Origin of the sequence: Sphingomonas hominis (genome assembly GCF_013328205.1) — a bacterium.
GTDB classification, from domain to species: Bacteria; Pseudomonadota; Alphaproteobacteria; order Sphingomonadales; family Sphingomonadaceae; genus Sphingomonas; species Sphingomonas hominis.
In genome coordinates, this window is record NZ_JABULH010000004.1 from 148,842 (window position 1) to 174,629 (window position 25,788).

The 25,788-nt window shown below is 67.8% G+C and carries 24 protein-coding genes; 5 read left to right on the plus strand and 19 right to left on the minus strand.

Annotated features, from left to right (window positions below):
• Positions 1 to 33: 33 nt before the first annotated feature.
• The 8 genes from HRV97_RS10805 to HRV97_RS10840 all read right to left on the minus strand — a co-directional run bounded on the left by HRV97_RS10805 (position 34) and on the right by HRV97_RS10840 (position 9,672).
• A complete protein-coding gene (locus tag HRV97_RS10805) occupies positions 34 to 1,233 on the minus strand; it encodes a glycosyltransferase family 4 protein (RefSeq protein WP_174194282.1) in 1,200 nt (399 codons plus the stop codon).
• Entirely contained in the window at positions 1,230 to 2,573 is a 1,344-nt protein-coding gene (locus tag HRV97_RS10810) for an O-antigen ligase family protein (RefSeq protein ID WP_174194283.1), read from the minus strand. The genes HRV97_RS10805 and HRV97_RS10810 overlap by 4 nt, the downstream gene beginning before the upstream one ends.
• Positions 2,551 to 4,413 (minus strand): GumC domain-containing protein, encoded by a 1,863-nt coding sequence (locus HRV97_RS10815; protein WP_174194284.1) that lies wholly within the window; start codon positions 4,411 to 4,413, stop codon positions 2,551 to 2,553. The genes HRV97_RS10810 and HRV97_RS10815 overlap by 23 nt, the downstream gene beginning before the upstream one ends.
• Before the next feature lie 28 nt (positions 4,414 to 4,441).
• Entirely contained in the window at positions 4,442 to 5,191 is a 750-nt protein-coding gene (locus HRV97_RS10820) for a polysaccharide biosynthesis/export family protein (protein ID WP_174194285.1), read from the minus strand.
• A 78-nt stretch (positions 5,192 to 5,269) separates the two neighbouring features.
• Positions 5,270 to 6,346, minus strand: a complete 1,077-nt coding sequence (locus HRV97_RS10825; RefSeq protein WP_174194286.1) for a glycosyltransferase — start codon at positions 6,344 to 6,346, stop codon at positions 5,270 to 5,272.
• Entirely contained in the window at positions 6,343 to 7,947 is a 1,605-nt protein-coding gene (locus tag HRV97_RS10830) for a lipid II flippase MurJ (RefSeq protein WP_174194287.1), read from the minus strand. The genes HRV97_RS10825 and HRV97_RS10830 overlap by 4 nt, the downstream gene beginning before the upstream one ends.
• A complete protein-coding gene (locus tag HRV97_RS10835; RefSeq protein WP_174194288.1) occupies positions 7,944 to 8,594 on the minus strand; it encodes a GNAT family N-acetyltransferase in 651 nt (216 codons plus the stop codon). The genes HRV97_RS10830 and HRV97_RS10835 overlap by 4 nt, the downstream gene beginning before the upstream one ends.
• The gene (locus HRV97_RS10840) at positions 8,587 to 9,672 is read right to left on the minus strand and encodes a lipid II:glycine glycyltransferase FemX (RefSeq protein WP_174194289.1); all 1,086 of its coding nucleotides are present in this window, start codon (positions 9,670 to 9,672) and stop codon (positions 8,587 to 8,589) included. Before HRV97_RS10840 ends, HRV97_RS10835 begins: the two co-directional genes overlap by 8 nt.
• 67 nt (positions 9,673 to 9,739) lie before the next feature.
• Between HRV97_RS10840 and HRV97_RS10845 the strand changes: the two genes are divergently transcribed.
• The 3 genes from HRV97_RS10845 to HRV97_RS10855 all read left to right on the plus strand — a co-directional run bounded on the left by HRV97_RS10845 (position 9,740) and on the right by HRV97_RS10855 (position 12,733).
• Positions 9,740 to 10,732, plus strand: coding sequence for a GNAT family N-acetyltransferase (locus tag HRV97_RS10845; RefSeq protein WP_174194290.1), 993 nt, complete (start codon positions 9,740 to 9,742; stop codon positions 10,730 to 10,732).
• Positions 10,702 to 11,925, plus strand: a complete 1,224-nt coding sequence (locus HRV97_RS10850; RefSeq protein ID WP_174194291.1) for a polysaccharide deacetylase family protein — start codon at positions 10,702 to 10,704, stop codon at positions 11,923 to 11,925. Before HRV97_RS10845 ends, HRV97_RS10850 begins: the two co-directional genes overlap by 31 nt.
• An 85-nt stretch (positions 11,926 to 12,010) precedes the next feature.
• Entirely contained in the window at positions 12,011 to 12,733 is a 723-nt protein-coding gene (locus tag HRV97_RS10855) for a sugar transferase (RefSeq protein ID WP_174194292.1), read from the plus strand.
• 75 nt (positions 12,734 to 12,808) lie between these two features.
• On the opposite strand, the gene HRV97_RS10860 is transcribed toward HRV97_RS10855, so the two are convergent.
• The 10 genes from HRV97_RS10860 to cyoA form a co-directional block, all read right to left on the minus strand.
• Positions 12,809 to 13,540, minus strand: coding sequence for a heparin lyase I family protein (locus tag HRV97_RS10860; protein WP_174194293.1), 732 nt, complete (start codon positions 13,538 to 13,540; stop codon positions 12,809 to 12,811).
• Positions 13,537 to 14,676, minus strand: a complete 1,140-nt coding sequence (locus tag HRV97_RS10865) for a glycosyltransferase (protein ID WP_174194294.1) — start codon at positions 14,674 to 14,676, stop codon at positions 13,537 to 13,539. Before HRV97_RS10865 ends, HRV97_RS10860 begins: the two co-directional genes overlap by 4 nt.
• 44 nt (positions 14,677 to 14,720) lie before the next feature.
• Entirely contained in the window at positions 14,721 to 15,293 is a 573-nt protein-coding gene (locus HRV97_RS10870) for a cysteine hydrolase family protein (protein ID WP_246248683.1), read from the minus strand.
• 78 nt (positions 15,294 to 15,371) lie between these two features.
• Entirely contained in the window at positions 15,372 to 15,902 is a 531-nt protein-coding gene (locus HRV97_RS10875) for a response regulator (RefSeq protein ID WP_174194296.1), read from the minus strand.
• A complete protein-coding gene (locus HRV97_RS10880; RefSeq protein ID WP_174194297.1) occupies positions 15,899 to 17,188 on the minus strand; it encodes an ATP-binding protein in 1,290 nt (429 codons plus the stop codon). The genes HRV97_RS10875 and HRV97_RS10880 overlap by 4 nt, the downstream gene beginning before the upstream one ends.
• A gap of 8 nt (positions 17,189 to 17,196) precedes the next feature.
• Positions 17,197 to 17,883 carry an SURF1 family cytochrome oxidase biogenesis protein gene (locus HRV97_RS10885; RefSeq protein ID WP_174194298.1) on the minus strand — a complete coding sequence of 229 codons (687 nt, stop codon included), beginning with the start codon at positions 17,881 to 17,883 and terminating at the stop codon, positions 17,197 to 17,199.
• On the minus strand, positions 17,880 to 18,347 hold the full coding sequence (cyoD, locus tag HRV97_RS10890; protein ID WP_174194299.1) for a cytochrome o ubiquinol oxidase subunit IV: 468 nt from the start codon (positions 18,345 to 18,347) through the stop codon (positions 17,880 to 17,882). The genes HRV97_RS10885 and cyoD overlap by 4 nt, the downstream gene beginning before the upstream one ends.
• Positions 18,344 to 18,979: a cytochrome o ubiquinol oxidase subunit III gene (gene cyoC, locus HRV97_RS10895; protein WP_174194300.1), complete on the minus strand. Its 636-nt coding sequence runs from the start codon at positions 18,977 to 18,979 to the stop codon at positions 18,344 to 18,346. The genes cyoD and cyoC overlap by 4 nt, the downstream gene beginning before the upstream one ends.
• A gap of 3 nt (positions 18,980 to 18,982) precedes the next feature.
• Positions 18,983 to 20,989 (minus strand): cytochrome o ubiquinol oxidase subunit I, encoded by a 2,007-nt coding sequence (cyoB, locus tag HRV97_RS10900; protein WP_174194301.1) that lies wholly within the window; start codon positions 20,987 to 20,989, stop codon positions 18,983 to 18,985.
• A 6-nt stretch (positions 20,990 to 20,995) separates the two neighbouring features.
• The gene (gene cyoA, locus HRV97_RS10905) at positions 20,996 to 22,141 is read right to left on the minus strand and encodes a ubiquinol oxidase subunit II (RefSeq protein ID WP_174194302.1); all 1,146 of its coding nucleotides are present in this window, start codon (positions 22,139 to 22,141) and stop codon (positions 20,996 to 20,998) included.
• 110 nt (positions 22,142 to 22,251) lie between these two features.
• On the opposite strand from cyoA, the gene HRV97_RS10910 reads away from it, so the two are divergent.
• A complete protein-coding gene (locus HRV97_RS10910) occupies positions 22,252 to 23,580 on the plus strand; it encodes an MFS transporter (protein WP_174194303.1) in 1,329 nt (442 codons plus the stop codon).
• A 247-nt stretch (positions 23,581 to 23,827) separates the two neighbouring features.
• On the opposite strand, the gene HRV97_RS10915 is transcribed toward HRV97_RS10910, so the two are convergent.
• Positions 23,828 to 24,364, minus strand: a complete 537-nt coding sequence (locus HRV97_RS10915) for a (2Fe-2S)-binding protein (protein WP_174194304.1) — start codon at positions 24,362 to 24,364, stop codon at positions 23,828 to 23,830.
• Between the two features lie 97 nt (positions 24,365 to 24,461).
• Here HRV97_RS10915 and HRV97_RS10920 point away from each other — a divergent pair, with 97 nt between their 5' ends.
• Positions 24,462 to 25,757, plus strand: a complete 1,296-nt coding sequence (locus tag HRV97_RS10920; protein WP_174194305.1) for a sugar MFS transporter — start codon at positions 24,462 to 24,464, stop codon at positions 25,755 to 25,757.
• Positions 25,758 to 25,788: the final 31 nt, after the last annotated feature.

Genomic DNA, 25,788 nt, shown 5'->3' on the forward strand with positions numbered 1-25,788 from the left:
GATCCCGGACCCGGTCCGAGATGACGGTGCTCCTTACGGGAAGAATAGCGCGAGTTGGCGGCGCGCGTTCTTCTCCAGATCGAACTCCGCCTCGACGTGCGCGCGGCCGCGCTTCGCCATCGCCAGCGCGGCGTGTGGGTCGGCAAGGACGCGGGTGAAAGCAGTGGCGAGCGCTACTGCGTCGCCGGGTGGCACCAGCAGGCCGGTGTCGCCGTCGCGGATCAACTCGGGAATGCCGGAGATCGCGGTGGTGATGGCGGGGCGCTGATAGGCGAGCGCCTCGATCATCACGTTGGGAATGCCTTCCTGACGGCCGTTCGGGCCGATGACGCTGGGCGCGACGCAGACGCTGGCGGTGCGATACGATTCCGCGACGACCTCGAAGGCTTGCGCGCCGTGGAAGCGGACGCGGTCGGCGAGGCCGAGCTGCGCTGCGCGTGCGCGCAAGGTCTCCGCGTCGGGGCCGTGGCCGATCAGGTCGCAGCGCCACTCGCCGAGCGCAGGTCCGGCGATCACCAGCGCGTCGAGTAGGTGCTGCACGCCTTTCTTGGGCTCCATCGCGCCGACGTAGAGGATTCGGAACGGGTCGGTTGCTGGGATTGCCTCGACCGGCTCGATGCGGCCGACATCGACGCTGGAATGGATGACGTGAATGTCGCGGGTCGCGAGCCCGGTGACATGGCCGCGCAGGAAGTCGCGCCCGAAGTCGCTGACGGCGCGGACCGCGGCGGCGGCACCCAGTTTCTCGGCCAGCAGCGACTGGGTGCGGAACACGTCGTGCGCGCGGCAACTGACCGAATAGGGCAGGCCGCCCGCGAGATGCCCGAGCCAGGCAGCGGTCGCGGGGTGGCCGGCGAACTCGGCGTGCACGTGGGTCGCGCCCCAGGCGCGCGCGTCCTCGGCGATCGCCAGCGCCTTGGGCACGAGTGCCAGCGACTTGGCGGCGATGCGCGGGTGGCGGCGATAGGCGTGGAGCATGCGCGCGATGCCGGCCGTGAGCGCCGCGGGACGCCGCGCCAGCGCGCGGGCGAGCGCGGCGGGCTGAACGAAGCTGAAGTCGACCGCGCGATCTCTCAGCGGCGCGGCGAACCCGTGGAGCGGCTGCGCGTGGCGGAACGGCGCGACGTGGTAGAGCCGCACGTCGACGCCCGCCTCGATGAACTTGACGAGATCGCGGTAGATGAACGTCTCGGTCGATTTCGGAAATTCGGTGACGATAACGGCGAGCTTCATGGGGACACCTTTTCGGCGGCGCGCAGGCGTCCGCATTGCACGGCAATCGCGACCACCAGCCAGAGGTAGCGCAGGTTCTTGTGCGGCATGAAGAAACACGCCGCCATCAGCGCGAGGAGCGCGACCCCGACCGCGAAGGCGCAGCGCGCGAGCAGCGGGTCCCGCGAGCCCATCGCCCGCCACGCCGCAAGAAGCGCGTAGCCGAGTGCGGCAGCGAAGGCGAGGAAGCCGACCAGCCCGTACTCGACCGCGGCGTCGAGGTAGGTGTTGTGGAGTTCGCGCGGGTAGAGTTCGCGGCCCGGCATCCAGCGGTAATCGGGCAGGAGGTAGTGGAGCGGGAAGTTGCCCGGCCCCACGCCCCAGATCGGTGATTGCTGCAGCAGGTCGAAGCCGATGCGCAGGTAGCTGATGCGGCGGTATAATGTCTGGTCGCGACCGAAGTCGGTCACGGCAGTGAAGCGCTCGAGCAAGGTCGGCGGCAGGAACGGGATCGCGCCTACGCAGGCGACTAGCCCACCGATGATGAGCAGCGGGAAATAGGGCTTGCCGCGGAACGACAGCGCGATCAGCGCGAAGGCGACCGCCAGCCCGATGATCGCACTGCGCGCCGAGCCGAGCACCAGTGCGAGCGCCCCGAGCGCGACGACACCGGCGTAGACGAGACGGAAGCGCCGCTCGCCCGAGAACAGCAAGGCCGCCGCGAGCGCAACCGAGACGAGCAGCATCTGCGCCGCGGTGGTCGGGTTCTGGTCCGATCCGCCGGCCGAGCGCGCGACGCCCTCGAACCCCGCGGTGGTCGCCGCGATCGAGGTCGACACGAGGCGCGTGCCGGTGCGCGACTCGATCACGATGATCGCGGCCGATACCGCGCCGGCGGCGATGATCGCCCATAGCAGCAGGCGGATGCGGGACGGCCGATCGGCGATGATGAGCGTGCACAGCGCCGGCAGAATGGCGACGAACAGCTTCGACAGGTAGCTGAGGCCCTCCGACTGGTGCGCTGACAGCGTCCAGCTGACCACTGCCCAGCAGAACATGAGCGCGATCAGCCGCGCGCCGGTGTTGCCGTATGCGCGTGCTGGGGCCGGCTCGTCGCCAGGTGCGATGAAGATCAGCGCGGTCATGCCGAGGAGTGCGGCGAGCGTCAGTTCGGTGGTGCCGATCGGCGAACCGCCCGACAGCCGGTTGGCGACCGCATCGAGCTGCGTCAGAACGGCGTAGACGACGAGCGGCACCATCGCGAGCGCGCGCATCGTCTCGGCCGAGGCGGCGGTCGGGGCAGGGGCGACCGGCCCGCGCCGGGGCGCGAGCGAGGGCTCAGCGCTCGAATTCGACGACATGCGCGCTCGGCAAGGCCGCCGTGTCGACCTGCTCGCGCCAGTAGACGCGCTCGTCGCCGCTTGCCGCCAGCATCAGCAATGCGTCGGCTGGCAGGCGCGACAGCGTGTCAGGGTGCGCGCTCTGCGATAGCCCGCCGAGGTAGACGAACGGTTTCGCCGCGGCATCCCAGCGTGCGCCTGCCTGCGTGCCGTCGACGATGTGCAGACGCTGACCGCTGCGACGCAGCAGGCCGTGCACGATCTGCGACAATTGCTGCGCGTCGCGGTCGCTGCCGATCGCGCCGACGAACACCGGGCGATCGTCGTCGAGGTGGATGAAGGCGTCATCGGCGAGCATCCGCCCGGCGGCCGCGATCTCGGCGGCGGAATAGCCCTGTGGATCGATCGGGCGCGGCAGCGCCTGCGACAGATGATGGTCGTCGTGGACGCGCGGCGGCTCGGGTGCGCGCTCGGGCTCGGCCGCGACTGCGACGCTCGCCAGCGCCACCGCCCGCTTGGCGGTGCGCGCGGGCTCGGGACGGATCGGGTGCACGTCGGCGATCGCGCGCGGCGGATCGGCGTGAGCGTGGTCGAGCGCGGTTGCCTCTAGCGCCTCCTCATCCTTGTCGTCGCGCCGCGCGGGTGCCGCACCGAGCAGCAGCAGCGCGCAGGCCGACAGCGCGCAGCCGGCAATGAAGCCGAGCACCGTGTTGAAGAAGATCTTGGGCGAGGAGCGGACCAGCGGCGGGGTGGCGCGCTCGATCAACTGGATGCGCGGGCCGTTGGCGAGGTTCTCGGTCTGGCTGAAGCTGACGCGCTCGGTCAGCGCTGTGACCTCGGCCTGGAGCGCGGTTGCCTGATCGTCGAGCGCTTTCACGCGGTCCTCGTAGCCGCCCAGCCCGGCGATCTGGCGGTCGAGCTGGCCGATGCGCCCTTCGCGGATCGCCACGCTGCGTTCGAGGCCGGAGGCGCGAGGTGCCTCGACCGCGAGCGTCTGGTCGAGCACGCCCTGCGCGCTCGACAATTTGCCGCCGGCCTGGCGACGGAGTGCGGCGACTTGGCTCGCCGCCGCGTCGCGCGCGGCGCGGTCGGTGGTGAGCGCGGCCTGTTCGGTCAGGCGCGCTTCGAGCAGCGACTGCTTCTGGCGGTCGATGTCGACCACGCCGATCGAGGATTTGAGGTCGCGCGAGCGTTTCAGCACCGCGGCGAGTTCGGCGCGTTTCTGATCCAGCCGGTTCTCGATCGTGCCGGCGAGTTCGCGGCCCGAGTTGCGCGACGCGGTGTCGGCGCGCGCGATGATCGCGTCGGCGAGCGCGTTGGCGAACCAGGCGGCGGATTGCGGATCGTCCCACTCGACCGCGATGCGGATCAGGTAGGTGCCCTCCACCGTCTCGATCGTGGTGCCCTCGAGCAGCGACTCGATCATGTCGTCGCGCAAGGGAAGCGGGGGCGCCTCGCCGTAATTGAGGATCGAGAGAATATGGCCGGGCGAGAAGGACGGCGCGCCGGTGTTGGCCTTGATCCACTCGGCGCTGCTCTGGCCGGCGGCGGCGGCATGCTCGGCGATGTAGCGGTCGACGATCGGCGCGACGACGGGGCGGGTGCGTGCGAACTCGGCGTAGGTGCCGAGCAGCACGCTGCCGCCGTCGAAGGTCGAGCCGCGCACGAAACGGCTGGCGTAGCCTAGCTCCTCCGCGGTCGGCACGATGTTGAGCCGCGCCGCGGCCTCGAACTTTGGTTTCTGCGCGAGGTAGAATTGGCTGACCGCCCAGGCGAGCAGCGTGCAGGTGAGCACGAGCGCGAGGATCAGCTTCCAGCGCGACAGCACAATCCGCAGATAGGTGGCGCCGATGCCGTTCACGAACGCGCTCCGCGGGGCAGGGCCAGGCTCACGGCTGGATCAACGTGACGGCCGAGCCGACGTTGATGCCGTTGAAGCCGATAATCGCGCGGATCTGGCGCGAACGGTCGACATCGCGCGCGATCGCGGTCGGTGGCACGATCAGGATGGTGTAGGGCGGCAGGAAGTCGATCGGCCGCGCGCTGCCGTTCAGCGTCGCCGACAGGTCGAGCATGCGCGCGACCAATTGGTTGCCGATCGGGGTCAGTGCGACGACGCGCGACAGATCGGCGTCGCGGTTGCCGCCGCCGGCGCGCGCGATCCCCTCGAACGGGGTGGTGCCGTCGCGATAAGGAAAGTTGCCGGGCTTGGCGACTTCACCTAGCACGAAGATCTCCTGTGGCGGGGGCGGGCGGTTGTATTCGAGCACAGTCACCGAAACATCGGGTCGCGCGAGCTTGGGGCGGTAGAGCGATTGGAGCCGGGTTTGTAGCTGTGTGGCGGTCAGGCCGCGGATTTCGACGGGGGCGAGCAGCGGCGGGCTGATCGCGCCGGAGAGCTGGACGCGCTGATCGCTGTTGAGCTGTGGCGTGTAGGGGAAGGTGAGGCGGACGAGGTCGCCGGCGTGGAAGTCGCCGTCCTGATCGAGCCGTGCCTCCACCATGCGCGATGCATCCCGCGCGAGATCGAGCGAGCCCGCGGTCAGCGGCACTGCTGGTGCCGGCGCATAGCGCACCGGCCCCGCGCAGGCGGCGAGCGTCGCGGCAGCAGTGGAGAGAAGCAGAACGGTGGAGCGCATGCGCGGGAAACTCGCGAGATGAAGGTGAGCGGGGTGGTACCGAAGCGGCGTAACTTTACCGTTAAGTGCGCCTTGACCTTACGTCGGTCTCGAGTGGGCGAGCACCGCGTCGAGCAGGGCCGTGAACTCGTCCGTCGAGGCAGCGACCGTGTAGCGCGCGGCGGTATCGCGCGCAGGCAGACGTACGCTGGCGCGGCGTGTCGGATCGTGCAGCAGCGCGGCGATCGTTCGCGCGAGCGCGTCCGGATCGCCGGGTTCTACCAGGAAGCCGTTGCGATCGTGCGTGATGAAGGTTTCCGGACCGCCCGCGCGCGTCGCGAGCACGGGAGTGCCGACCGCCATCGCCTCGATCAGCACGTTGCCGAAGCCTTCGCGGCGCGAGGATGACACGAACAGCGCGGCACTCGCGAGCGCGGGCGCGAGATCGGCGGTGTGACCGGCGAGCGACACGATGTCATGCAGCCCCGCGCGCGCGATCTGCTGTTCGAGTGCCGGGCGATCGGGACCGTCACCGTGGATCGTCATGGTGAAGCGCTCACCCGAAACGTGAAGGTGGGCGGCGGCGGCGATCAGCGTGTCGAACCCTTTGGCGGGCACGAGGCGACCGGCGGCGACCAGGTGGTGTGGCTCGGGATCGAACGGGAGGAGCGGACCCGGCGCGCCGGCGAGCACGGGATTGCGGACGACGTGGACGCGCGGAACGGCGAGCTCGTCGGCGATCGCCTGCGTCGGCACCGCGATCGCGCGCGCGCGGCGGTGCAACAGTCGGGTCGCGGTGCCGCGGAGCAGCGGCCATTTGGCTTCGGCACGGAAGGCGGCAGGAGGCGTGTGCTCGGACACGATCCGCGGCGTGCGCGTCGGCGCGGCGAGCAGCGCGAGGTTCATCGCACTGGTGGCGGAATAAGCGACGTCGATCCGGTGCTCGCGCAACAACCGCGCGATGCGCAACGGGCGGGTGAGCGCGCGATTGCCGCCGATCGCCAGGAGGCGCGTGTCGGCGGGCAACAGGTCGAGAAAGGCACCGTCGACGCGGCCGAGCATCAGGACCGGTGCGAACCGGGTCCGATCGAGCGCCGTGATCCAGTTGAGCACGACGCGCTCGGCACCGCCCGCTCGGAAGTGCGGCAGCAGGAAGGCGACACGATGCGGCCTCACGCGCGGCGCCTGCGCTTCGCCACGATCTTGCCGACGATCTCGCGCACCTGCGCGACCTCCGGCACGTGAAGCGCGATCGCGGCGGCGGTGTAGGCGAGCAGCACGACCGTGCCGAGTAGGGCTAGCAACAGCAACTGGCTCCACAAGGCGTGGGGTGCCGGGACGAGCCAGAGCAGTGCCGCCCCAGCCAGCGCGGCGACGCCGGCGCTCAGCGCGCTTCGCGCGAGATCAATCAATTGCGGCGTCATCGCGAAATGGTGAAAGCGCCTGACCGCGATGATCTGCGCCACCACGAAGGTGCCGGCGGTGGCGATCGTGGCTGCCCAGGCGATCCCGCCCGCGCCCCACAAGGGAGCGGCGAGCGCGAGTGCGGCGACGCGCATGATCAGGCCGAGCACCGCGATGCGGATCAGGTCTGCGAGGGGGGAGGCGTGCGGGTCGGCGTAGATCGCGCTGATGATCGCGCTCGATGGTGCGAGAAAGATCTGCGCGGCGGCATAGCCCGCGGTGCAGGCAGCGGCGGTTGCGATCGCCTGCGCGCCGAACGCGCCGTGGCCGAACAGCGCACCGACCATCAACTGGGCGCCCAGCATCATGCCGACCGACACGGGCATTTGCGCGAACACCGAGATGCGCTGGAAACGCTGAATGCCGGCGGCCGCGGCGCGGCGATCGGACTGCTGCACCGCGTGGATGAGTTCGGGCGTCAGCACGGTCGACAGGCTCGACATGACGAGGCCGGGGACGAGCGAGACGAGGCGCGAGCCATATTCGAGCGAGGCGACCGCGCCGTCCGCCGCGGTCGAGGCAAAAGCGAAATCGAGCAGCGTCGTTGCCTGGAAATAGGCGTTGATGACGAGCGCGGCGACGATCCCGCCGCCGGCCGTCGGCAGCGGCTTGGCCTGAAGTGTCGAATCGGTCGCCGCGGCAGCGGGTGGGCGCACGATCGACCACGCTCCGGCGAGCAGGATCAGGAAGCCGACCACACCGCTCGCCAGCATCGTCCAAGCGCCGGCGATGATGCCGAGCGGCGGGATGAACAATGCGAGCACGAGGACGAGCATCGCGCGCTGAACGAGGTTGGTGCCCTCGCTCAGCAGGTAGCGCCGACGCGCCTGGAGGATCGCGGCGAGGAACGAGGCGACCACCGCGATCGGCAGCAGGGGCAGCATGATCGTCATCATGCGCGCGGTCAGCGTCGCCTGCTCGCCGCGGAAACCTGGTGCGAACAGGCCGACAAGTCGGTCCGGCGCGAGCATGGCCGCGGCGAGCACCAATGCGAAGACGAGCAGGAACCAGCCGATCCGGCGCGGCAGCAGGTAGATCGACAGCGGCTGGCCGCGGTCGACCGCCGCCATGACGGGCGGCAGCACGACTTGGCCGATCAGCTTGCGGATCGTGTCGGCGAACCCAACGGTGGTGCGACGCGCGAGAAAGAAAGCATCGAGCTGCCCCGACGCGCCAAAGCGGTTGGCGAGCAGCACCGAGACGAGGAACGACAGCCCGAAATCGAGCCCGCGGATCGCCGATACGACGCCGGCGGAACGCACCAGCGTACGCATCGAACTGCGCGGGCGATAGGTGGTGGTGGGCGCGGTCATCGCGCGCGCTGTCCCGTGACGGTGTGATGCAGGCCGAGCGTGCCCGTGTAGGTCGAGAAGCGGGTCCAGCGCCGATGAAAGAAATGGAAGTGGCGCACGCGCACGCCGCACTCTCGGTAACCGAAATGGCGCTGGATCTGGTAGGAAGCGCGATTGTCGCGGTCGATGACGCCGAACTGACGCTCGATCCCCATGTCGCGCATGACGTGCAGCGCGTAGCGGGCAAGCGCGAGCGCACCGCCGCGCGGGCGCTCGGCCGGCTCGACCAGCCAGCAATAATGATAGGCTTCGCCCGGTGCCAAGCGGTAGAACTCGCGCGCGCCGCGGTCGTGATGATCGCTGAGCGCCAGCCAGGCACAGCCGACGGCGGCCCCGTCGCGCAGGACGAACAGCCCGACCTTGCCCGCCCGGCACATGTCGGCGAACGCGGCGGCGCGGGGGGCGAGCCAGGCGCAGAGCGGAGGCAGGTCGGCGGCATCGGTCACGGTGACGAACGACAGTCCGGGCGCGGTGCCGACGCCGGCGCGGATCCATTCGCGACGACATTCCATCACCACGCTCTCACTGGAGCGATACACGTGATCGCCCCACGCCTTGCGCAACCGGGCGCGCCATTTGGCAACGGCGGAGCGCTCAATTCTAACCATGAAGCGCGCCTGAGCGACGCAGGCGGCGATATGCCTCGCGCGCACCCAGCAGCAGGGTGTGCTGCACGGGTTGGAGCACCAGTTGCTGCATTGGCAGCATGATGCGGCGGTGCGGTGCGAAGGCGGTCTTGAACTGTACGCGACCTGCCTCGCCCGCGTCGCGCGGCTCGCCCTGGGGCAGGCCGGCGAGATCGTAGCCGACGCACCCCAATGCCGCTGCGGCGCGCATGGCGTGCCACAGCAACGGATAGCCCGGCGACGCACCGTCGCGATCGAGCGTGACCAGCGACAGCCAGATCGCCTCGTCGCCCTGGCGCACAAAGGCGTGCGCGCCGACCGCCACGCCCTCGCGCTCGGCCAGCAACATCGCGCCGCCGCAAGCGTCAACGAGCGCGGCCTGGCCCCGCGCATCGGCTTGCCCGGTCATGTCATAGTCGCTGCGTTCAACCGCGAAGCGGTCGAGCAGGGCCTGATATTCGTCCATGTCGCGCTCGTTCGTCACGGCGCGCACCGTGATCCCGGCTTTGTCGGCGGCGCGGATCGCACGGCGGGCGCGTTGCTTGAAGCCGGCCAGTATCTCGGCCTCGGGCTTGTCGAGCCAGACGATCCCGGTCGCGTGGTGTAGCGATTGTTGATGCGGCGGCAGCGGCACGAACCCGGCGGCGCGCATCGCCTCCGCCATGATCGGCAGCGGCCGTCCGCGCACGCGCGGCGCCGATTGCACCGAACAGCAGCCGGCACGCTTCAAGGAGTCGCGCAGGTGATGCAGCACCAGCGGCAGCATCGCGGGGTCGTGCACCACCGGTCCGCGCTGCACGGTGGCGAGCCACGCGCCCACCGCCAGCCGGGTCGTGCGCACGACGGCCGCACCGACGATGTCACCGCCCACGCGGCACACGAAGAAGCGCCAGCCGCGGCGCGCATGACGCGGCGCCACGGTCGCCCAGGCACGTGTCTGCTGATAGGCGCCGAAGGGTGCGGCGCACATGAAGGCGTCGAACTCGGCGAGATCGGCTGCATCAAGTACGTGACTTAACGTGGCCGTAGCGGTGTTGTTGGAAAGGGCCGATCCGTCCATTCATCAATTCTTCGGAACAAGCATGATAGCCGGTCCAGTATCAGGGAGGGACTTGCAGAGTGGTTAAATGCTGGCGCTGACGTCTCGCGAACCGTTCCACTTTGGAGCGGACTGGTTCGATTGCTGGACCGGCGCGTTCGGAGAGGCCGATCTCGTCGAAGGATTGCGGGTCGTCACCGCGGAGCGGCGGGTCGGCCCGGTGCGCTTTCGCGTGCTGCGCAGCGCGACCAACCCCCACAGCGTTCACTATGGCGTGCCCGAGGCTGCGGCGCTGCCGGACGATCTCGCGACGCGGCTGTTGGCGCATCACCGAGTTGCGGCGGTGGAGCTGGACTATCTGCCCGAGGGCGGGCGATTGTTGCGGGCGGCACAGGGCTGGCGCGGTGTACGCACCAGAATCGCACCGCACGCGCTCGCCCCGCTGATCGATACCACCGGCAGCCATGACTCGTGGCTCGCGCGCCGCAGCAAGAAGGTGCGCACGATGCTGCGCCGTGAGAGCGACGCGGCCGCGCAGCGGGGCATGCGGTTCGAGAACGTTACGGAAGACCCGACCACGAGCGACCTGTGGCAGCGGATGCTGCTGCTCGAACAATCCGGCTGGAAGGGGCGCGAGCGTAGCGCGATCCTCGATGATCCGGCGGCAACGCGCTTCTATACCGAGCTGGCGCGGCGTGCGGCGGCGGCGGGTGCGTTGCAGATCGGGTTGATGTGGCTGGGCGAGCGACTGGTCGCGTTCGAATTCGGCGTGCTGGGGGGCGACCGGCTGTTCCTGCTCAAGGTCGCGTATGACGAGGAGTTTTCCAGCATGTCGCTCGGTCACGTGCTGGCGGCGCAGATGATCCGGCATTGTTTCGAGCATCCCGCGATCGGCTGCTACGACAAGATGGGGAACGGCATGACGCCGGCGCCGTACAAGCTGCGCTTCGCCGATGCGTGCGCGACGTTGTACCGCGTCACCATCTATGCGCCGAACCCGGAGGGATTGATGCTGTTCGCTTATGATACGGCGCGGGCGCGCGCCAAGGCGTGGCGCGACGTGCGGCGGGCTGCGGCGTGACCCGCAAGGAAGAGCGGATCGCACGAACGCGGCGGTGGGCGGCGATCGTCGCACTGGGAATCGCCGCGGCGGTGATCATGTGGGTAGCCCTGCCGGCGCCGTGGCACTGGGGCGCCGGGCTGATCGTCGCCGCCGCGCTGGCGATCGGTCACCGGCAGATGATCGCGCCCGCAGGCGTGGCGGTGCTCACCTATCATTCGGTCAGCCCCGACCCTGCGTGGCTGCCGTGGTCGCGCGAGATCGCGGTGCATCCGGCGACGTTCGAGCGGCACCTGCGCACGCTGCGGCGCATGGGGGTGACGCTGGTGGGCAGCCGCGCGCTGACCGAGCGGCGCAGTGCCGGCGCGCCGGTGCTGCCCGACGCCGTCGCGCTGCACTTCGACGACGGGTATTTCGACAATTGGCGCTGTGCGGCACCGTTGCTGCGCGCGTATGATGCGCCTGCGACCTTCTTCGCGTCGCTCGACTTCGTCGATCCGGCGCGCGGCGTTCGGAGCGGGGGCGCGCTCGACGGCTATATGAACTGGGACGAGTTGGCCGAACTGGAGGCCGATCCGCGGTTCGAGGTCGAGCCGCACGGCGTGGCGCACGCGCGCGTGCCGACCAGCGAGCGCGTCGTGGGAACCCTGGACGCGGCGAACTGGCGCACCCACGCCTGGATGCAATGGGACGCGACGCCGGGGCCGAAGCACGATTGGTATCGCCGTACCTTGCCCGACGCGGTGCCGATCGGCAGCGCGATCCCCGCCTCGGGACTGGCACTCGCCGAGCCGGCTTTTCGCGACGGCCTTCGCGAGAGCGTCGACACGCTGCACGATCGCATCGCGCGCGACCTGACCGCGTGTCGCACGGCGTTCGAGCGCGAGCTGGGCATCACGCCGAAGCTGTTCTGCTGGCCGGAGAATAAATTGTGCGCGCAAGGGCGGACGATCGCGCGTGATCTCGGTTATCGCGCCACGACCGGGGGCAAGGGACGCAACACCGCGGACGAGCCCGCCGACACGATCTCGCGCATTCACGTAAACGATCGTGTGCTGGGGTTCCGGTGGCTGGCGGCAGAGGCGCTATACCTGCGCGCGGCGGTTCGGCTGATGCAGGGCAATCATTATTGGTATTTGCTGCTGGCGCCCATGCAGGTCACGCGGCGCGTGGTTTTCGCGATACGCCGCCGGTTCGGATCGGATTTTGCGTGAGGCAGCACCGGTAACCTTGTTCGTTGATGCAACGTAAACCAATGACGGGCACGAGCTGCCTTTCACGAGACAAGATCCGCGCCGCATGACCGACTCACCGCCATCGTTTCCGCCGGCCGAACGGCGCAAGGACCTGGCGCGGCGCGTTCGGTTCGAGTGCGACATGCGCGGCGTGCCGCTGCACCTGGAGGTCAAGCGGCGGGGTTACGCGCAGGCGCTGAAACCGTTCTTCGACCGCGCGCTGGCACTCGCCGCAACAATCGTCCTTTCGCCGGTGTTCGTTGCGGTCGCGCTGGCGATCAAGCTCGACGATCGTGGTCCGGTGCTGTTCATCCAGCAGCGTACCGGCTATCTCGGCCGGCGGTTCCGCTTGTTCAAGTTCCGGACCATGGTGGTGGATGCCGAGGCGCTGAAGGAGAAGCTGCGCGCGCGCAACGTCCACGCCGCCGACTCGCCCGATTTCAAACTGATCGACGATCCCCGGGTAACGCGGATCGGGCGATTGCTACGCAAGACCAGCCTCGATGAACTGCCCAATTTGTGGAACGTGGTGCTGGGCGACATGGCGCTGGTCGGGCCGCGACCGACGTCCTTCTCGGCCGGCACCTACCGCATGGCGCATCTGCCGCGGCTGGCCGTGAAGCCGGGATTGACCGGATTGTGGCAGGTATCGGGCCGCGCCAACATCGACTTCGACGAGCGGTCGGAGCTCGACATGCGGTACATCAAGTCGTTGTCGGCGAAGCAGGACATCGACCTGATCATGCGCACGATCGGCGCGGTGAAGCGCGGCGACGGTGCCTGCTAATGCAGGCTGCGGCGGATCGTGGGTGCGGGTGACGAGAGGGCCCTTGGATCGAGCCCGGAGTGAGATCGGTTAGCGCTAGCGAACGTTGACGCGGACGTTGTCGAACCAGGCGGTGGCTGGGACCGGGTTGCTATTGGCGGTGATGCCGATCTGCACGCGGTCGACCGCGACTCGCGGCAGGTTGGCGGCGGTCGCCCCGCGCGCGGCCAAGACCTCATAACCATCGAGTGTCACGCGGGTGGCGCCGCTTCCGTCCGCCGCGACGCGAACTTGCCAGACGATGTGATGCCAGCGGTCGTTGGCGAGCGTCGGCGCGTCGTCGCGCGTCCAGGCGTGCTCGATGCCGATCTTGGAGCGATCAACGCGCAGCCGGCCGCGACGAAGGTAGAGGCGAATACCCGGATTGCCGCCTTCGCCGCAGGTGGCGCATTCGAGGTCAACGAGCTGGAGCGAGTTGAGCGGCGTGCTAGTGGGGACTCGCAGGTCGAAGGCGACGCTGATCCGGCGACCGGCGCCGACCGGGCGCAGGCGGGCGACGACGTCAGCCTTGGCGACGCCATCGGCCTTGGGCTCTGCGCGCGCGAGCAAGGCTAGACCGGCGCGCGCGGGCGCAGGAGCGGCGCGGACCGTGCCACGCACCTGCTGCGCAATCGCCCAGGGAGAGGCGGCGCAGCGGCCCACGCAGAGGCCGCGGTCGAAATCGTCGGAGAAGCTCGCGAGATCGGGCTGTGCATTGGAGCGTGACGCCACGCCCGCCGCGATCAGCGTCGCAGTGGCGAGCAGCACGGGGATCGCGACACGCATCATGCCGCGTCCTTCTGCGGTGTCCACTGCGCGTAGCGACGACCGGAGACGAACAGCAAGGTGCCGAGCGCGAGCCCGGCGAGGTGGAGCGTCGCGCCGTGCACGACGCGCAGCGGTCCGAGTAGCCGCATGCCCAGCGCTCCCGCCGCGCCGATCGCGAAGGTGGCGGTGAGCGCGATGAACACGAGCGTCCACCAAGCGCTGCCCGCGAGTGCGAGCACGCCGGCGAGCAGCCACAATGGCAGCAGCGCGAGCGGCACCAGCCGGCGCGCGACCTTGTGCAGCACGAGCGCGGGGGCGTACCAACCGGTGCGCCAAGGATTCATCAGCGCGCGGCGACGCCACAGGCCGGTCAGGCCGCGAACGGTGATGCGAACGCGGCGGCGGAATTGCTGGCGCCCACCGGCGATGCTGTGTTCCCACACGCGCGCGTCGTCGGCGAAGGCGATGCGATAGCCGGCGGCGACCGCGGCGGTGCTGATGAAGAAATCGTCGGTTGCGTCCGGTACGACATGCGGCACCAGGGCGCGGCGGATCGCGTAGAGCCCGCCGTCGGCGGAAACGCAGCCGAACAACCGATCCTCGGCCGCGCGCAAACGCGATTCGTAACCGCGGAACAGGCGGTCGGCGGCGGCGAAGCGACCGGCGCGACGGGTGCGCAGCGTCTCGACCCGTCCGGCGACCGCGCCGACCTGGTCATCGGCGAAGGGGGCGAGGAGGGCGGGCAGCGTGGCGTCATCGAACAACGGATCGGCGTCGGTCATCACCAAGATCTCGCCGCGCGCCTGCGGGATCGCGCGATTGAGCGCCGCCGCCTTGCCGCCGCGCGGTGCCGCAATCACGGTCGCGCCGGCCGCCTGCGCGATGGTAACCGTGTCGTCGGTGGAGCCGTCATCGGCGACGAGCAGTTCGGCCTCACCCGGCCAATGGGCGAGTGCGCGCGCGACCGAGGCGAGCTTCTCGCCCAGCGTCGCGGCTTCGTTATGCGCGCAGATCAGGATCGTGATCGACGGCGGCTCGGGTGATTGGGCAGGGAGGTAACGCGGCGGGCGCAGTGCCGCTGCGCCGAGGACGAGCGCGGGATAGCCGAGAAACACCGCGAACGGCAGGGCGAGCAGAATCCAGGCGGTCGACTGCATCCATCGCGCCTAGCCGCCGCGCGGTTGATATTCGGATAACGCGCTCAATCCTTCGACTGGCGCTGGATCCAATCGGCGAGCGACAGGTCGGTGGTGGCGGCGACCTCGGCGCTGAGCGTGTCGCGCATGATGTCGATCGCCCAGGCGGCGCGCTCCGGGCTGACGCCGGCGACCGCGTCGGCGGGCACCCACAGGTCATATTCGCGCATGTGCGCGTCGGCGGCGGTGAACAGCACGCAGATGTCGGCAGCTACCCCGGTCAGGATCAGCCGCGACACGCCCAGCCGCGGCAGGATCGCGGGCAGATTGGTGGCATAGAAGCCGGAGAACTCGGGCTTGATGACGAAATAATCCTGCTCGCCGGGCGCAAGCCGGCGCGCCATCTCGCCGCCCTCTGGATTGTCGCCGATCAGCATCTCGATCAACTGGTCGGGCGTCGACTGCCACTGGCCGTAATTGTCGTTGACGTAGATGACCGGCACATCGGCGGCGCGCGCCTGATCGCGCAAGCCCTCGACCGCGTTCGCCGCGCGGTAGGCCGCCTGGACGAGCGGGCGGGCGTCCTCGAAATCGAAGCGGTTGAGCATGTCGATGATGAGCAATGCGGCGTCCGCCATGTCGGCCTTCCCTGATCGTTGAACTCCGCGCATAGGCGCGCGGCGGGCGCGGGCGTGATGACGCAGGTTACCCGCGCGTCACGTCATGTGACGTTTGTCGAGCTTCCGCGCGAGCGTGCGGCGGTGCAGCCCGAGCCGCCGCGCCGCCTCCGACACGTTGAAGCCGGTGTCGGCGAGCGTTTGGTGGATATGCTCCCATTCCAGCGTCTTGATCGAGGTGGGGCGGGTGGACAGGTCGGCCTGCGCGTCGCCTTCGGTACGCGCGAAGGCGGCCTCGATATCGTCGGTGTTGGCGGGCTTGGTCAGGTAGTTGGTGGCGCCGAGCTTGATCGCTTCGACCGCGGTGGCGATGCTGGCGAAACCGGTCAGCACGACGATACGGGTCGCGGGGTCGCGCTGGTGCAATCGCTCGACGCAGACGAGCCCTGACGCGCCGGCGAGCCGCAGATCAACGACCGCATGGTCGGGTTGGAGCGCATCGGCGACCTCGTCGAGCCGTTCGGGGCCGTCGAGCATCTCGACGCGGTAGCCGCGCCGCTCGAACGAGCGGGCGAGCGTGCGCGCGAACACCGCATCATCTTCGATAATCAGCAGTCGCGGCTGGCTCACGGCGTGGCATCCTCCAACAACAAGGCGTCGAACGGCAGCCGCAAGGTCACCTCCGCGCCGCCGCTCAACAGGTTACGCGCGTCCAGCGTTCCGCCGAGCGTGCGCAGGACGTTGGTCGACAGGAACAGGCCGAGCCCCGCGCCGCGGCGGTCCTTGCTGCTCTGGTACGGCTTGCCGATGTTGCCGAGGATTGAGGGTGGAAAGCCATGGCCGTCATCGCGCACGACGAACACGAGTTGGTCGTCGTCCTGTCGCAGCGTGACGCCGATCCGCGTCGCGCCGGCCTCCGCCGCATTGTCGAGCAGGTTGATGAGCGCCTGCGCCAGCGCGTGGTCGGCGACGATGGTGGCGTCTTGGGAGAGCTGATCGTCGAGCGTTGCCTGCGCGGGTCCGGTCCAGTCGGCGACGATGCCGCCGACGAAGCGGCGTAGTCCGGTGCGCGCTGGCGCCTCGCCCGTCACCTCGCCGGCGGCGAACAGGATGCCGGCGAGGATGTGCTTGCAGCGCGCGACCTCAATTCGCATGTCCTCGACCTCGGCGGCGAGCGCCGGGTTCGCAGCGATCGCGGGTTCGTGACGCCAGTCGCCGAGCGCCACCGAGAGCGAGGCGAGCGGGGTGCCGAGTTCGTGCGCCGCGCCGCTGGCGAGCAGGCCCATGCGGACGATATGCTCTTCCTCGACCGCGCGCTGGCGCAGCCGGGCGAGCCGCGCGTCGCGGTCGCGCAGATTCTGCGCGATCCGGGTGACGAACGCGACCAGCAGCACCGAGGCGAGCGTGAAGTTGAACCAGGACGCGAACAGGAATGGCGGCGACAGGTGACTGGCGTAGAGTGCAGGCAACGCGATCGGGCGGAACGCGAGCGTGAGTGCGGCGAAGGCGACGCTGGTGATCGCGACCAGCAGCCAGCTCGACCAGGCCTCGAGCAGCACGGCACCGAGCACGACCTGGAGCAGGAACAAGGTGACGAACGGGTTGGTCGCCCCGCCGCTCAGGTACAATTGCAGCGTCAGGCAGGCGACGTCGACACTCAAGCCGGCGAGCAATTGCAGGTTGGTTGGCGTGTGGCGGCGCTCCGCGATCAGCACCAGCAGGTTGAGGACGACCAGCAGCATCGCGGTCATCAACATGGTATGGACCGGCAGCGGGATGCCGAGCAGGTAGCGGACCGCGAGGATCGTCGCGAGCTGTCCGCCGACCGCCAGCCAGCGCAATTGCACCAGCAGCATGAAATTGCGCCTGAGCGCATCGTCGGGGCTGGTGTCGAGCTGCGCGCCGCGCCCACTCATGGCGGCGCTCAATCCGCGTCGTTGCGCAGCGAGCGCGCGAGTAGAAAGGCGACCAGCGCGGCGAGGCCGAACCACGTCAGCGCGTAGACGAGATGGTTGTTCGGAAAGCGGACCACGGTCAGCCCGCCGCGCGGCCAGCCCGACCCGCGCGCGTCGGCGTCGATGAAGTAAGGGGCGACGTGCGCCAGCCCGCGCTTTGCGGCGATCGCTGACACGTCGCGCGAGTACCAGCGGTCGGCGGCGGGGTCGTTGCTGCGCAGGAAACCGCCACCCGGCTCGGTAATGCGCAGCAACCCGGTGACGCGCTGTTCGCCGGTGGGCGCGGGGTGCCGGCCACGCTCGGCACTGAGCACGAAGCCGCGGTTGACGAGCAGCGTCCAGCCCCCGGTGTCGAGCGGGGTCAACACCCAATAGCCAGAGCCGTATTCGTTCGCGGCCTGAGTATAAGTGTCGGCATTCGGGCGATAATGGCCGACCACCGCAACGCGCGTATAGGCGTCGTCCTTGCTGATGGTCGGCCACACTGCCGGGCCGGGTGCCGCGATCGGTGCAGCGGCCAGTCGGCGCTCGACCTGCGCGATCAGCGACAGCTTCCACGCGCGGCGCTCGACCTGCCACACGCCCAATGCGATCAGCAGGGCGATCGCGACCGCGCCGAGTGCCAGCGGCAGGACGCGGACGCGTGCGAGGCTCACATCCGGTCCGACATCTCCGCCGCGGACATCGGCTGCATCGGCGGCATCATGTTCTCGTTCATGTGGAACATGACCCACAAGGAACCGGTCAGCGCGATCACGACGATGATGATCGTGAAGATCAGCGACATCAGCGTCCAGCCGGCCTCCGACTTGCGGTTCATGTGGAGGAAGTAGATCATGTGCACGACGATCTGCACGATCGCGAACACCATGCAGATCCCCGCCACCACCGACTTGTTGGCGATCGCGCCCGACATGACGAGCCCGAACGGGATCGCGGTCAGGATCACTGACAGGACGAAGCCGGTGACGTAGCTCTTCATCGAGCCGTGCGGTGCGCCGTCATGCGCGTGATCGTCGTGGCCGTGGTGCGACTGCCCGGCCGCCTGGCCCTGCGCGTGAGCCTGCGGCGCGACCTCGGGTCCGGCGGCGACGGGCGCTCCTTGCGTGTTCGCGCTCATCGCAGCACTCCCAGAAGATACACGAAGGTGAAGACGCCGATCCAGATGACGTCAAGGAAGTGCCAGAACAGCGACAGGCACTGAAGACGGCGCATGTTGGCGTCGATCAGCCCCTTGCGCGACACCTGCACCATCAGCGTGACGAGCCAGATGATGCCGAACGTCACGTGCAGACCGTGCGTGCCGACTAGCGTGAAGAAGGACGACAGGAACGACGAGCGCCACGGACCCGCACCTTCCGCGATCAGGTTCGAGAATTCGTACAGCTCGATGCCGAGGAAGCAGAGGCCGAACACGCCGGTGGTGCCGAGCCAGCCGAGCGTCGCGCCCTGCTTCTTCGCGTCCGCCGACAGCATCGCGAAGCCGTAGGTGATCGAGGAGAACAGCAGCATCGCGGTATTGAGCGCGACCAGCGGCAGCTCGAACAGCTCGGACGGGCGTGGGCCCCCGGCGTAGCTGCCGCCGAACACGCCCCAGGCCGCGAACAGCATCGCGAAGATGAGGCAGTCGCTCATCAGGTAGAGCCAGAAGCCGAGCATGGTGCTCTGGCCCGGCGGATGCTCGTGCGGATCGGTGTCGTAGAACGTCACCGCGTCTTGCGCACCGGGGGGCACGTTGGTCGTGCTGGTCATGGCTCAGGCCCCCGCGGCTGCATTGGCGAGGATGCGCGTGCGCTCAGCCTCGGTCTGCTCGATCTCATCGGCGTGGATGTGGAAGTCGCGGTCGTAGTTGAAGGTGTGAACGATCGACACGACCAGGATACCCACGAAGCTGAGCGCCGACAGCCACCACATGTACCAGATCATCGACAGGCCGAACGCGATCGACAGGCCGCCCAGGATCACACCCGTGCCCGTGTTCCTGGGCATGTGGATGTCACGGAAGCCGGTCAGCGGACGCTCGGCGTTGCGCGTCTTCATGTCGTAATAAGCGTCCAGGTCGTGGATGACGGGCGTGAAGGCGAAATTGTACGCCGGCGGGGGCGAGGAGGTCGCCCACTCGAGCGAACGGCCGTCCCACGGATCGCCGGTCCAGTCGCGCAGCCGCTCGCGATCGCGGAAGCTGACGTAGATCTGGATCAGGAAGGCAGCGATGCCCACCGCGATCATCGCGACGCCGACCGCGGCGATGATGAACCAAATCTGCAACGACGGATCGTCGAAGTGGCGCAGACGACGCGTCACGCCCATCAGGCCGAGCACGTAGAGCGGGGTGAACGCGACCCAGAAGCCGACAACCCACGACCAGAAGCTGACCTTGCCCCACCATTCGTCGAGCTTGAAGCCGAACGCCTTCGGGAACCAGTAGTTGATCGCCGCGAACATGCCGAACAGCGTGCCGCCAATGATCACGTTGTGGAAGTGCGCGACCAGGAACAGCGAGTTGTGGAGCTGGAAGTCGGCCGGTGGCACCGCCAGCAGCACGCCCGTCATGCCGCCAATGACGAAGGTGAGCATGAACGCGACCGTCCACATCATTGGCAGCTCGAAGCGGATCCGCCCCTTGTACATGGTGAACAGCCAGTTGAAGATCTTCGCACCCGTCGGGATCGAGATGATCATCGTCGTGATGCCGAAGAAGCTGTTGACGCTGGCGCCTGAACCCATGGTGAAGAAGTGGTGCAGCCACACGAGATAGGCGAGGATGCAGATCACCAGCAGCGCGTAGACCATCGACGTATAGCCGAAGAGTCGCTTGCCGCAGAAGGTCGAGGTCACCTCGCTGAACACGCCGAACGCGGGCAGGATCAGGATGTAGACCTCCGGGTGGCCCCAGATCCAGATCATGTTCACGTACATCATCGGGTTACCCCCGCCGGTGTTCGTGAAGAAGTGCGTGCCGATGTAGCGGTCGAGGCTGAGCATCGCGAGCACCGCGGTCAGCACCGGAAAGGCGGCGACGACCAGCACGTTGGTGACCAGCGCCGACCAGGTGAAGATCGGCATCTTGAACATGGTCATGCCCGGCGCACGCATCTTCACGATGGTCGCGATCAGGTTGACGCCGGACAATAGCGTTCCGATGCCCGCGATCTGCAAGGCCCAGACGTAATAGTCGACACCCACATCGGGCGAGTAGTCGAGCCCCGATAGCGGCGCCATCGCGAGCCAGCCGGTGCGCGCGAACTCGCCGACGAACAGGCTGGCCATCACGATCACGGCACCAGCCGCGGTCATCCAGAAGCTGAAGTTGTTGAGGAACGGGAAGCTGACGTCGCGCGCGCCGATCTGCAGCGGCACCACGTAGTTCATGATGCCGGTCACGAACGGCATCGCCACGAAGAAGATCATGATAACACCGTGCGCGGTGAACACCTGATCGTAGTGGTGCGCGTTCAGGTAGCCCTCATTGGCACCGAACGCCATTGCCTGCTGCGCGCGCATCATGATCGCGTCGGAGAACCCGCGCAGCAGCATGACGGTGCCCAAGATCATGTACATGATCCCGACCTTCTTGTGGTCGACCGAGGTGAACCATTCGGTCCACAGCCACTTCCACAGCTTGAAATAGGTAATCGCGCCAACCAGCGCGATGCCGCCGAGCATGACCGCGATGAACGTGGCGAGGATGATCGGCTCGTGGATCGGGAAGCTCTCCAGCGTCAGGCGGCCGAAGATGGTCTTGAGCAAAGTGTCGGACATAGCGGTTCAGCCCTGTGCCGTGACCGTGACGCCGGGACGACGCACGGGTTCGAGGCGGGTCATGTTTCGGTTGCTCTGCGCGCCGCGTTCGGTCGATCCCTCGGCCGGGCCACGCGGGGCAGTGAGGTGGGGCGCGGAGCCCTTCTCGTTCGGGTCCTTGCGCAATGCGCCCTTGGGTGCGTCGACCGGCGGGCGGTCGTTGACGGGGGCGTGGCTGCCCGGTTCCGCCATATCGTCCGCCATCACGTCACTCATGCACGGCACACCGGGCTTTACGCACATTTGCGTGATGCGGCGGAACAGGTCGTTCTGCACGCCACCGAAGCGGATCGGCTGGACGTTCTCGCTCGGCTGCTCGAGCTTCAGGTAGTTGGCGTCGGTCAGGCGAGCCTGCGCCGCGCGCGTCTGCGAGGCCCAGCGCGTGAAGCCTGCGTCATCCACCGCGTAGGTCCAGAAGGTCATGCCCGAGAAGCCTGCGCCGCTGTAATTGCCCGATCGGCCCTCGTAACGGCCCGGCTTGTCGAGCACGGCGTGCAGCTTCGTCTCCATGCCCGGCATGGTGTAGATCATGCCGGCCATCGCGGGCACCCAAAAGGTGTTCATCACCGACGAGGAGGTCATGCGGAAACGAACCTGACGATTGAGCGGCAGCACCAGCTCGTTGACGGTGGCGACGCCCTGTTCGGGATAGATAAACAGCCACTTCCAATCGAGCGACACGACCTGAATCTCGAGCGGGCGATCGTTGGCGGCGAGCGGCTTGGCAGGCGCGAGCCGGCCGAGCGGGCGGTAGGGATCGAGCAGGTGCGTCGAAACCCAGGTGAGTGCGCCAAGCGCGATGATGATCATCAGTGGCGCGGCCCAGATCACCAACTCGAGCCCGGTCGAATGGTCCCAGTCGGGCGCGTATTCCGCATCCTTGTTGGTCGCGCGGTACTTCCACGCGAACAGGACGGTCAGTGCCATGACAGGGATGATGATCAACAGCATCAACGCGGTTGACCACAGAATCAGGTCAGCCTGCTGCCGCGCGACGTCGCCTGCGGGGTTCATGACCACCAGGTCGCACCCGGACAATGCCAGCGCCGCAGCGAGGGCCAGCGGAGCGGCGAGCCGGGGGCGGCGCCAGGAAGCGAGAGGCCGGTTCTTCATCACGATTGAGCTAGGCTCCGTTGCTCGACGGTGAAATAGGACAATTTGTCCTATCCCCGCGCGTTCGCGTGGAACCTAAAGCGTCTGAATAGCTTCGGAGTTTCATATCTATGGCACAGTCGATCGCCTCGTCCGCGCCCGCCGAGCGCGATGCCCGCGTCCTGCACACGCGGGACGACCATGAGGTGAATCCGGGCGAGATCGCGATCGGCGTGATCATCGGCCGCACCAGCGAGTTCTTCGACTTCTTCGTGTACGCCATCGCCTCCGTGCTGGTGTTCCCGCAGATCGTGTTCCCACAACTCGATCGCGTTACGGGTACCTTCTGGTCGTTCGGGCTGTTCGCGCTCGCCTTTATCGCACGGCCGATCGGGACGCAGATCTTCATGAAGGTCGATCGCGAGCTGGGCCGTGGCACCAAGCTGACGATCGCGTTGTTCCTGCTCGGTACCTCGACGGTGGCGATGGCGTTCCTGCCCGGCTACGCGTCGGTCGGGATCTTCTCGCCGCTGCTGCTGGCGCTGTTCCGAATCGGGCAGGGGCTGGCGCTGGGTGGCGCGTGGGATGGGCTTGCCTCGTTGCTCGCGCTCAACGCGCCTGAGCAGAAACGTGGCTGGTGGGCGATGGTGCCGCAGATCGGTGCGCCCTTGGGGCTGATCGTCGCGGCCGGCTTGTTCGCCTTCTCGCTGGGTACGCTGTCGACCGCCGATTTCCTGTCGTGGGGCTGGCGTTATCCGTTCTTCGTTGCATTTGCGCTCAACGTCGTCGCGCTGTTCGCGCGGCTGCGCATCGTGGTGACGCCCGAATATACCGACATGTTCAAGACGCGCGAGCTGACCCCGTCGCGCGTCACCGCGACCTTGAAGGCCCAGTGGCGCAATATCGTGATCGGCGCATTCGCGCCGCTCGCGAGCTTTGCCTTGTTCCACATGGTGACGGTGTTCCCGTTGTCGTGGGTGGCGCTGAACACCAGCGAGAACATCACGCGCTTCCTGCTGATAGAAATGTTCGGAGCGACGGTGTGCGTCGGCGCGATCGTCGTGTCGGGATTGCTGGCCGATCGGATCGGACGGCGCTCGCTGCTCGGCTACACTGCCGCAGCGATCGCGGTATATAGTGGTTTCGCGCCGCAGCTGCTCGATGCTGGAACCTCGGGCGAGGCGGTGTTCATGATCGTCGGCTTTATCCTGCTGGGGCTGTCGTTCGGCCAGTCGTCTGGCGCGGTGACCAGCAACTTCCCGAAGCGCGCGCGCTACACCGGGGCGGCGATCACCTCTGATTTGGCGTGGCTGTTCGGTGCCGGCTTCGCACCGCTCGCCGCACTGGTGCTGGCGGAAGAGTTCGGGTTGGTGGCGGCAGGTACTTACCTGTTGTCGGGCGCGGTGGGTACGCTAGTTGCGTTGGGGCTCAACAAGGAACTCGCGAACCGGCTCGATTGAGCGGCGTGGTGGTGTTGGGCGTACTCGCCCAACACTGCTCGGGACTGTTGCTAGTGTTCGCGCTGTTTTGGGCGACCTGCCGTTTAGACCGTGTTGCGTGTAATATGCCTCTGTCGCGCGACGGCCTGATAGAGGACGGTCTTGTGATGCCGGCAGTCGGCGGCTTGAGCATTGGGGCAGACGCCAATTAGCGCGGTGTCGCCCATCACCTACTTGCTGCTATTTAACATGCGAGCGACAGGTGGGATCAGCGCGGATTGAGCGCGGGCACGGTGCGTGCGGCGTCTTCGGGATTGATGCCGGGACGTGCTCCTACCGGGATCGTCTCGTCACCGCGCTGCGCGCGCGCGGCGCGCTGGATCGCGGCGACCAGACGTGGGTAGATGCCGCACGGGCAGATGTTGGTGATCGCCGCCTTGATCTGATCCTCGCCCGGCATCGGATCGCGCTTGAGCAACGCCGCGGCCGCCATGACGATGCCGGGGATGCAGAAGCCGCATTGCGAAACGTTTTCCGCGACTAGCGCGAGTTGCACCGGGTGATCACGATCGCGCGACAGCCCCTCGATCGTGGTGACGAACGCGCCCTCGCAGCGCCGGAGCGGGAGCTGGCACGAACGCTCCGCGCGACCGTCGACGTCGACGGTGCACGCGCCGCAGCTGCCGGTGCCGCAGCCGTATTTGGTTCCGGTCAGGTTGGAGCCGTCGCGCAGCGCCCATAGCAGCGGGGTATCCGCGACCATCAGATACTCGACCGGTTCGTTGTTGACGGTTAGACGGGCCATGGGGGTTCCATAGCGCAAGTCGCAGCGATGGCACCCGTTCGTTCACACGAGAACAGACGGCGCGCGTTAGCGCGACACGCGAAGGATCAGAGGGCGTATGCAGGCAATGAACAACGCACCGGCGGCGAGCGGCGACGCGAGCCACGGTTATGACGCACCGGACCTGCGCGTGTTCGTGTTCGCGTTGTTCTTCATCTTCGGCGGCATCACCAGCCTCAACGACATCATCATCCCGAAGCTGAAGGAGCTGTTCACGCTGACGCACGCGTCGGCGATGCTGGTGCAGACGGCCTTCTTCTTCGCTTACGCCTTGTTCTCGCTGCCCGCGGCGGGGATCGTGCGGCGCTTCGGCTATATGCGTACCGCTTCGATCGGGCTGGTGACGATGACCGCGGGGTGTTTGCTGTTCATCCCGGCGTCGAGCAACGCAGCGTTCGGGCTGTTCCTGTTCGCGCTGTTCGTGCTTGGCGCCGGCATCACCATCGTGCAGGTGGTCGCAAATCCGCTGATTTCCTTGCTCGGTAAGCCGCAGAGCGCGTCGAGCCGGCTGACCTTCGCGCAAGGCTTCAACTCGCTCGGCACCACGCTTTTCCCGCTTGCTGGGTCGGCGCTCATCCTGGGCGGGCTCGCCGACCAGAGTGCATCGACGCTCAGCGGCGCGGCGCTCGACGCGTACCGTGCGGAGAGCTCGCGCACGATCGTCCACACCTATCTAGGTCTCGCGGTCGCGCTGCTGGTGATCGCCGCGGTGGTATGGACGCGTCGCAACCGGTTGAACGAGGAGCAGGAGGAAGCGGGCAGCATCTTCCACGCGCTGACGTTGCTGAAGCGTCCGCGTTTCGCCTGGGGCGTCGCGTGCATCTTCCTCTACGTCGGTGCGGAGGTGTCGATCGGGTCGCTGATCGTCAACTATCTGATGCAGCCGAGCGTGTGGGGTGTCGCGGACAAGGCGGCGGGCGACCATGTGCCCTTCTACTGGGGCGGCGCGCTGGTCGGTCGTTTTATCGGCGCGTGGGTGCTGACCAAGGTGTCGCCGGGCAAGGTGCTGGCGGCGGTTGCGGCGGGTGCGATCACGTTGATCCTGATCTCGGCCAATTTGCACGGCGCGATCGCGGGCTGGTCGCTGCTGGCGATCGGGCTGGTCAACTCGATTATGTTCCCGACGATCTTCAGCCTCGCGAGCGAGGGATTGGGAAAGCGTGCGGCGGAAGGGTCCGGCGTGATCGCGACTGCGATCGTCGGTGGTGCGATCGTGCCGTACCTGACCGGGCAATTGGCGGATACCAGCGGCAGCTTGCAGTTCGCGCTGATCCTCCCTGCGCTGTGCTACCTGGTGATCGCCGCGTATGGCGTGTTCGCGCGCAAGCCGGCGCCTGAGCTGGCGGGCGCCTGAACCTGGGCTCCCCTGGATTGCCCCAGGGGAA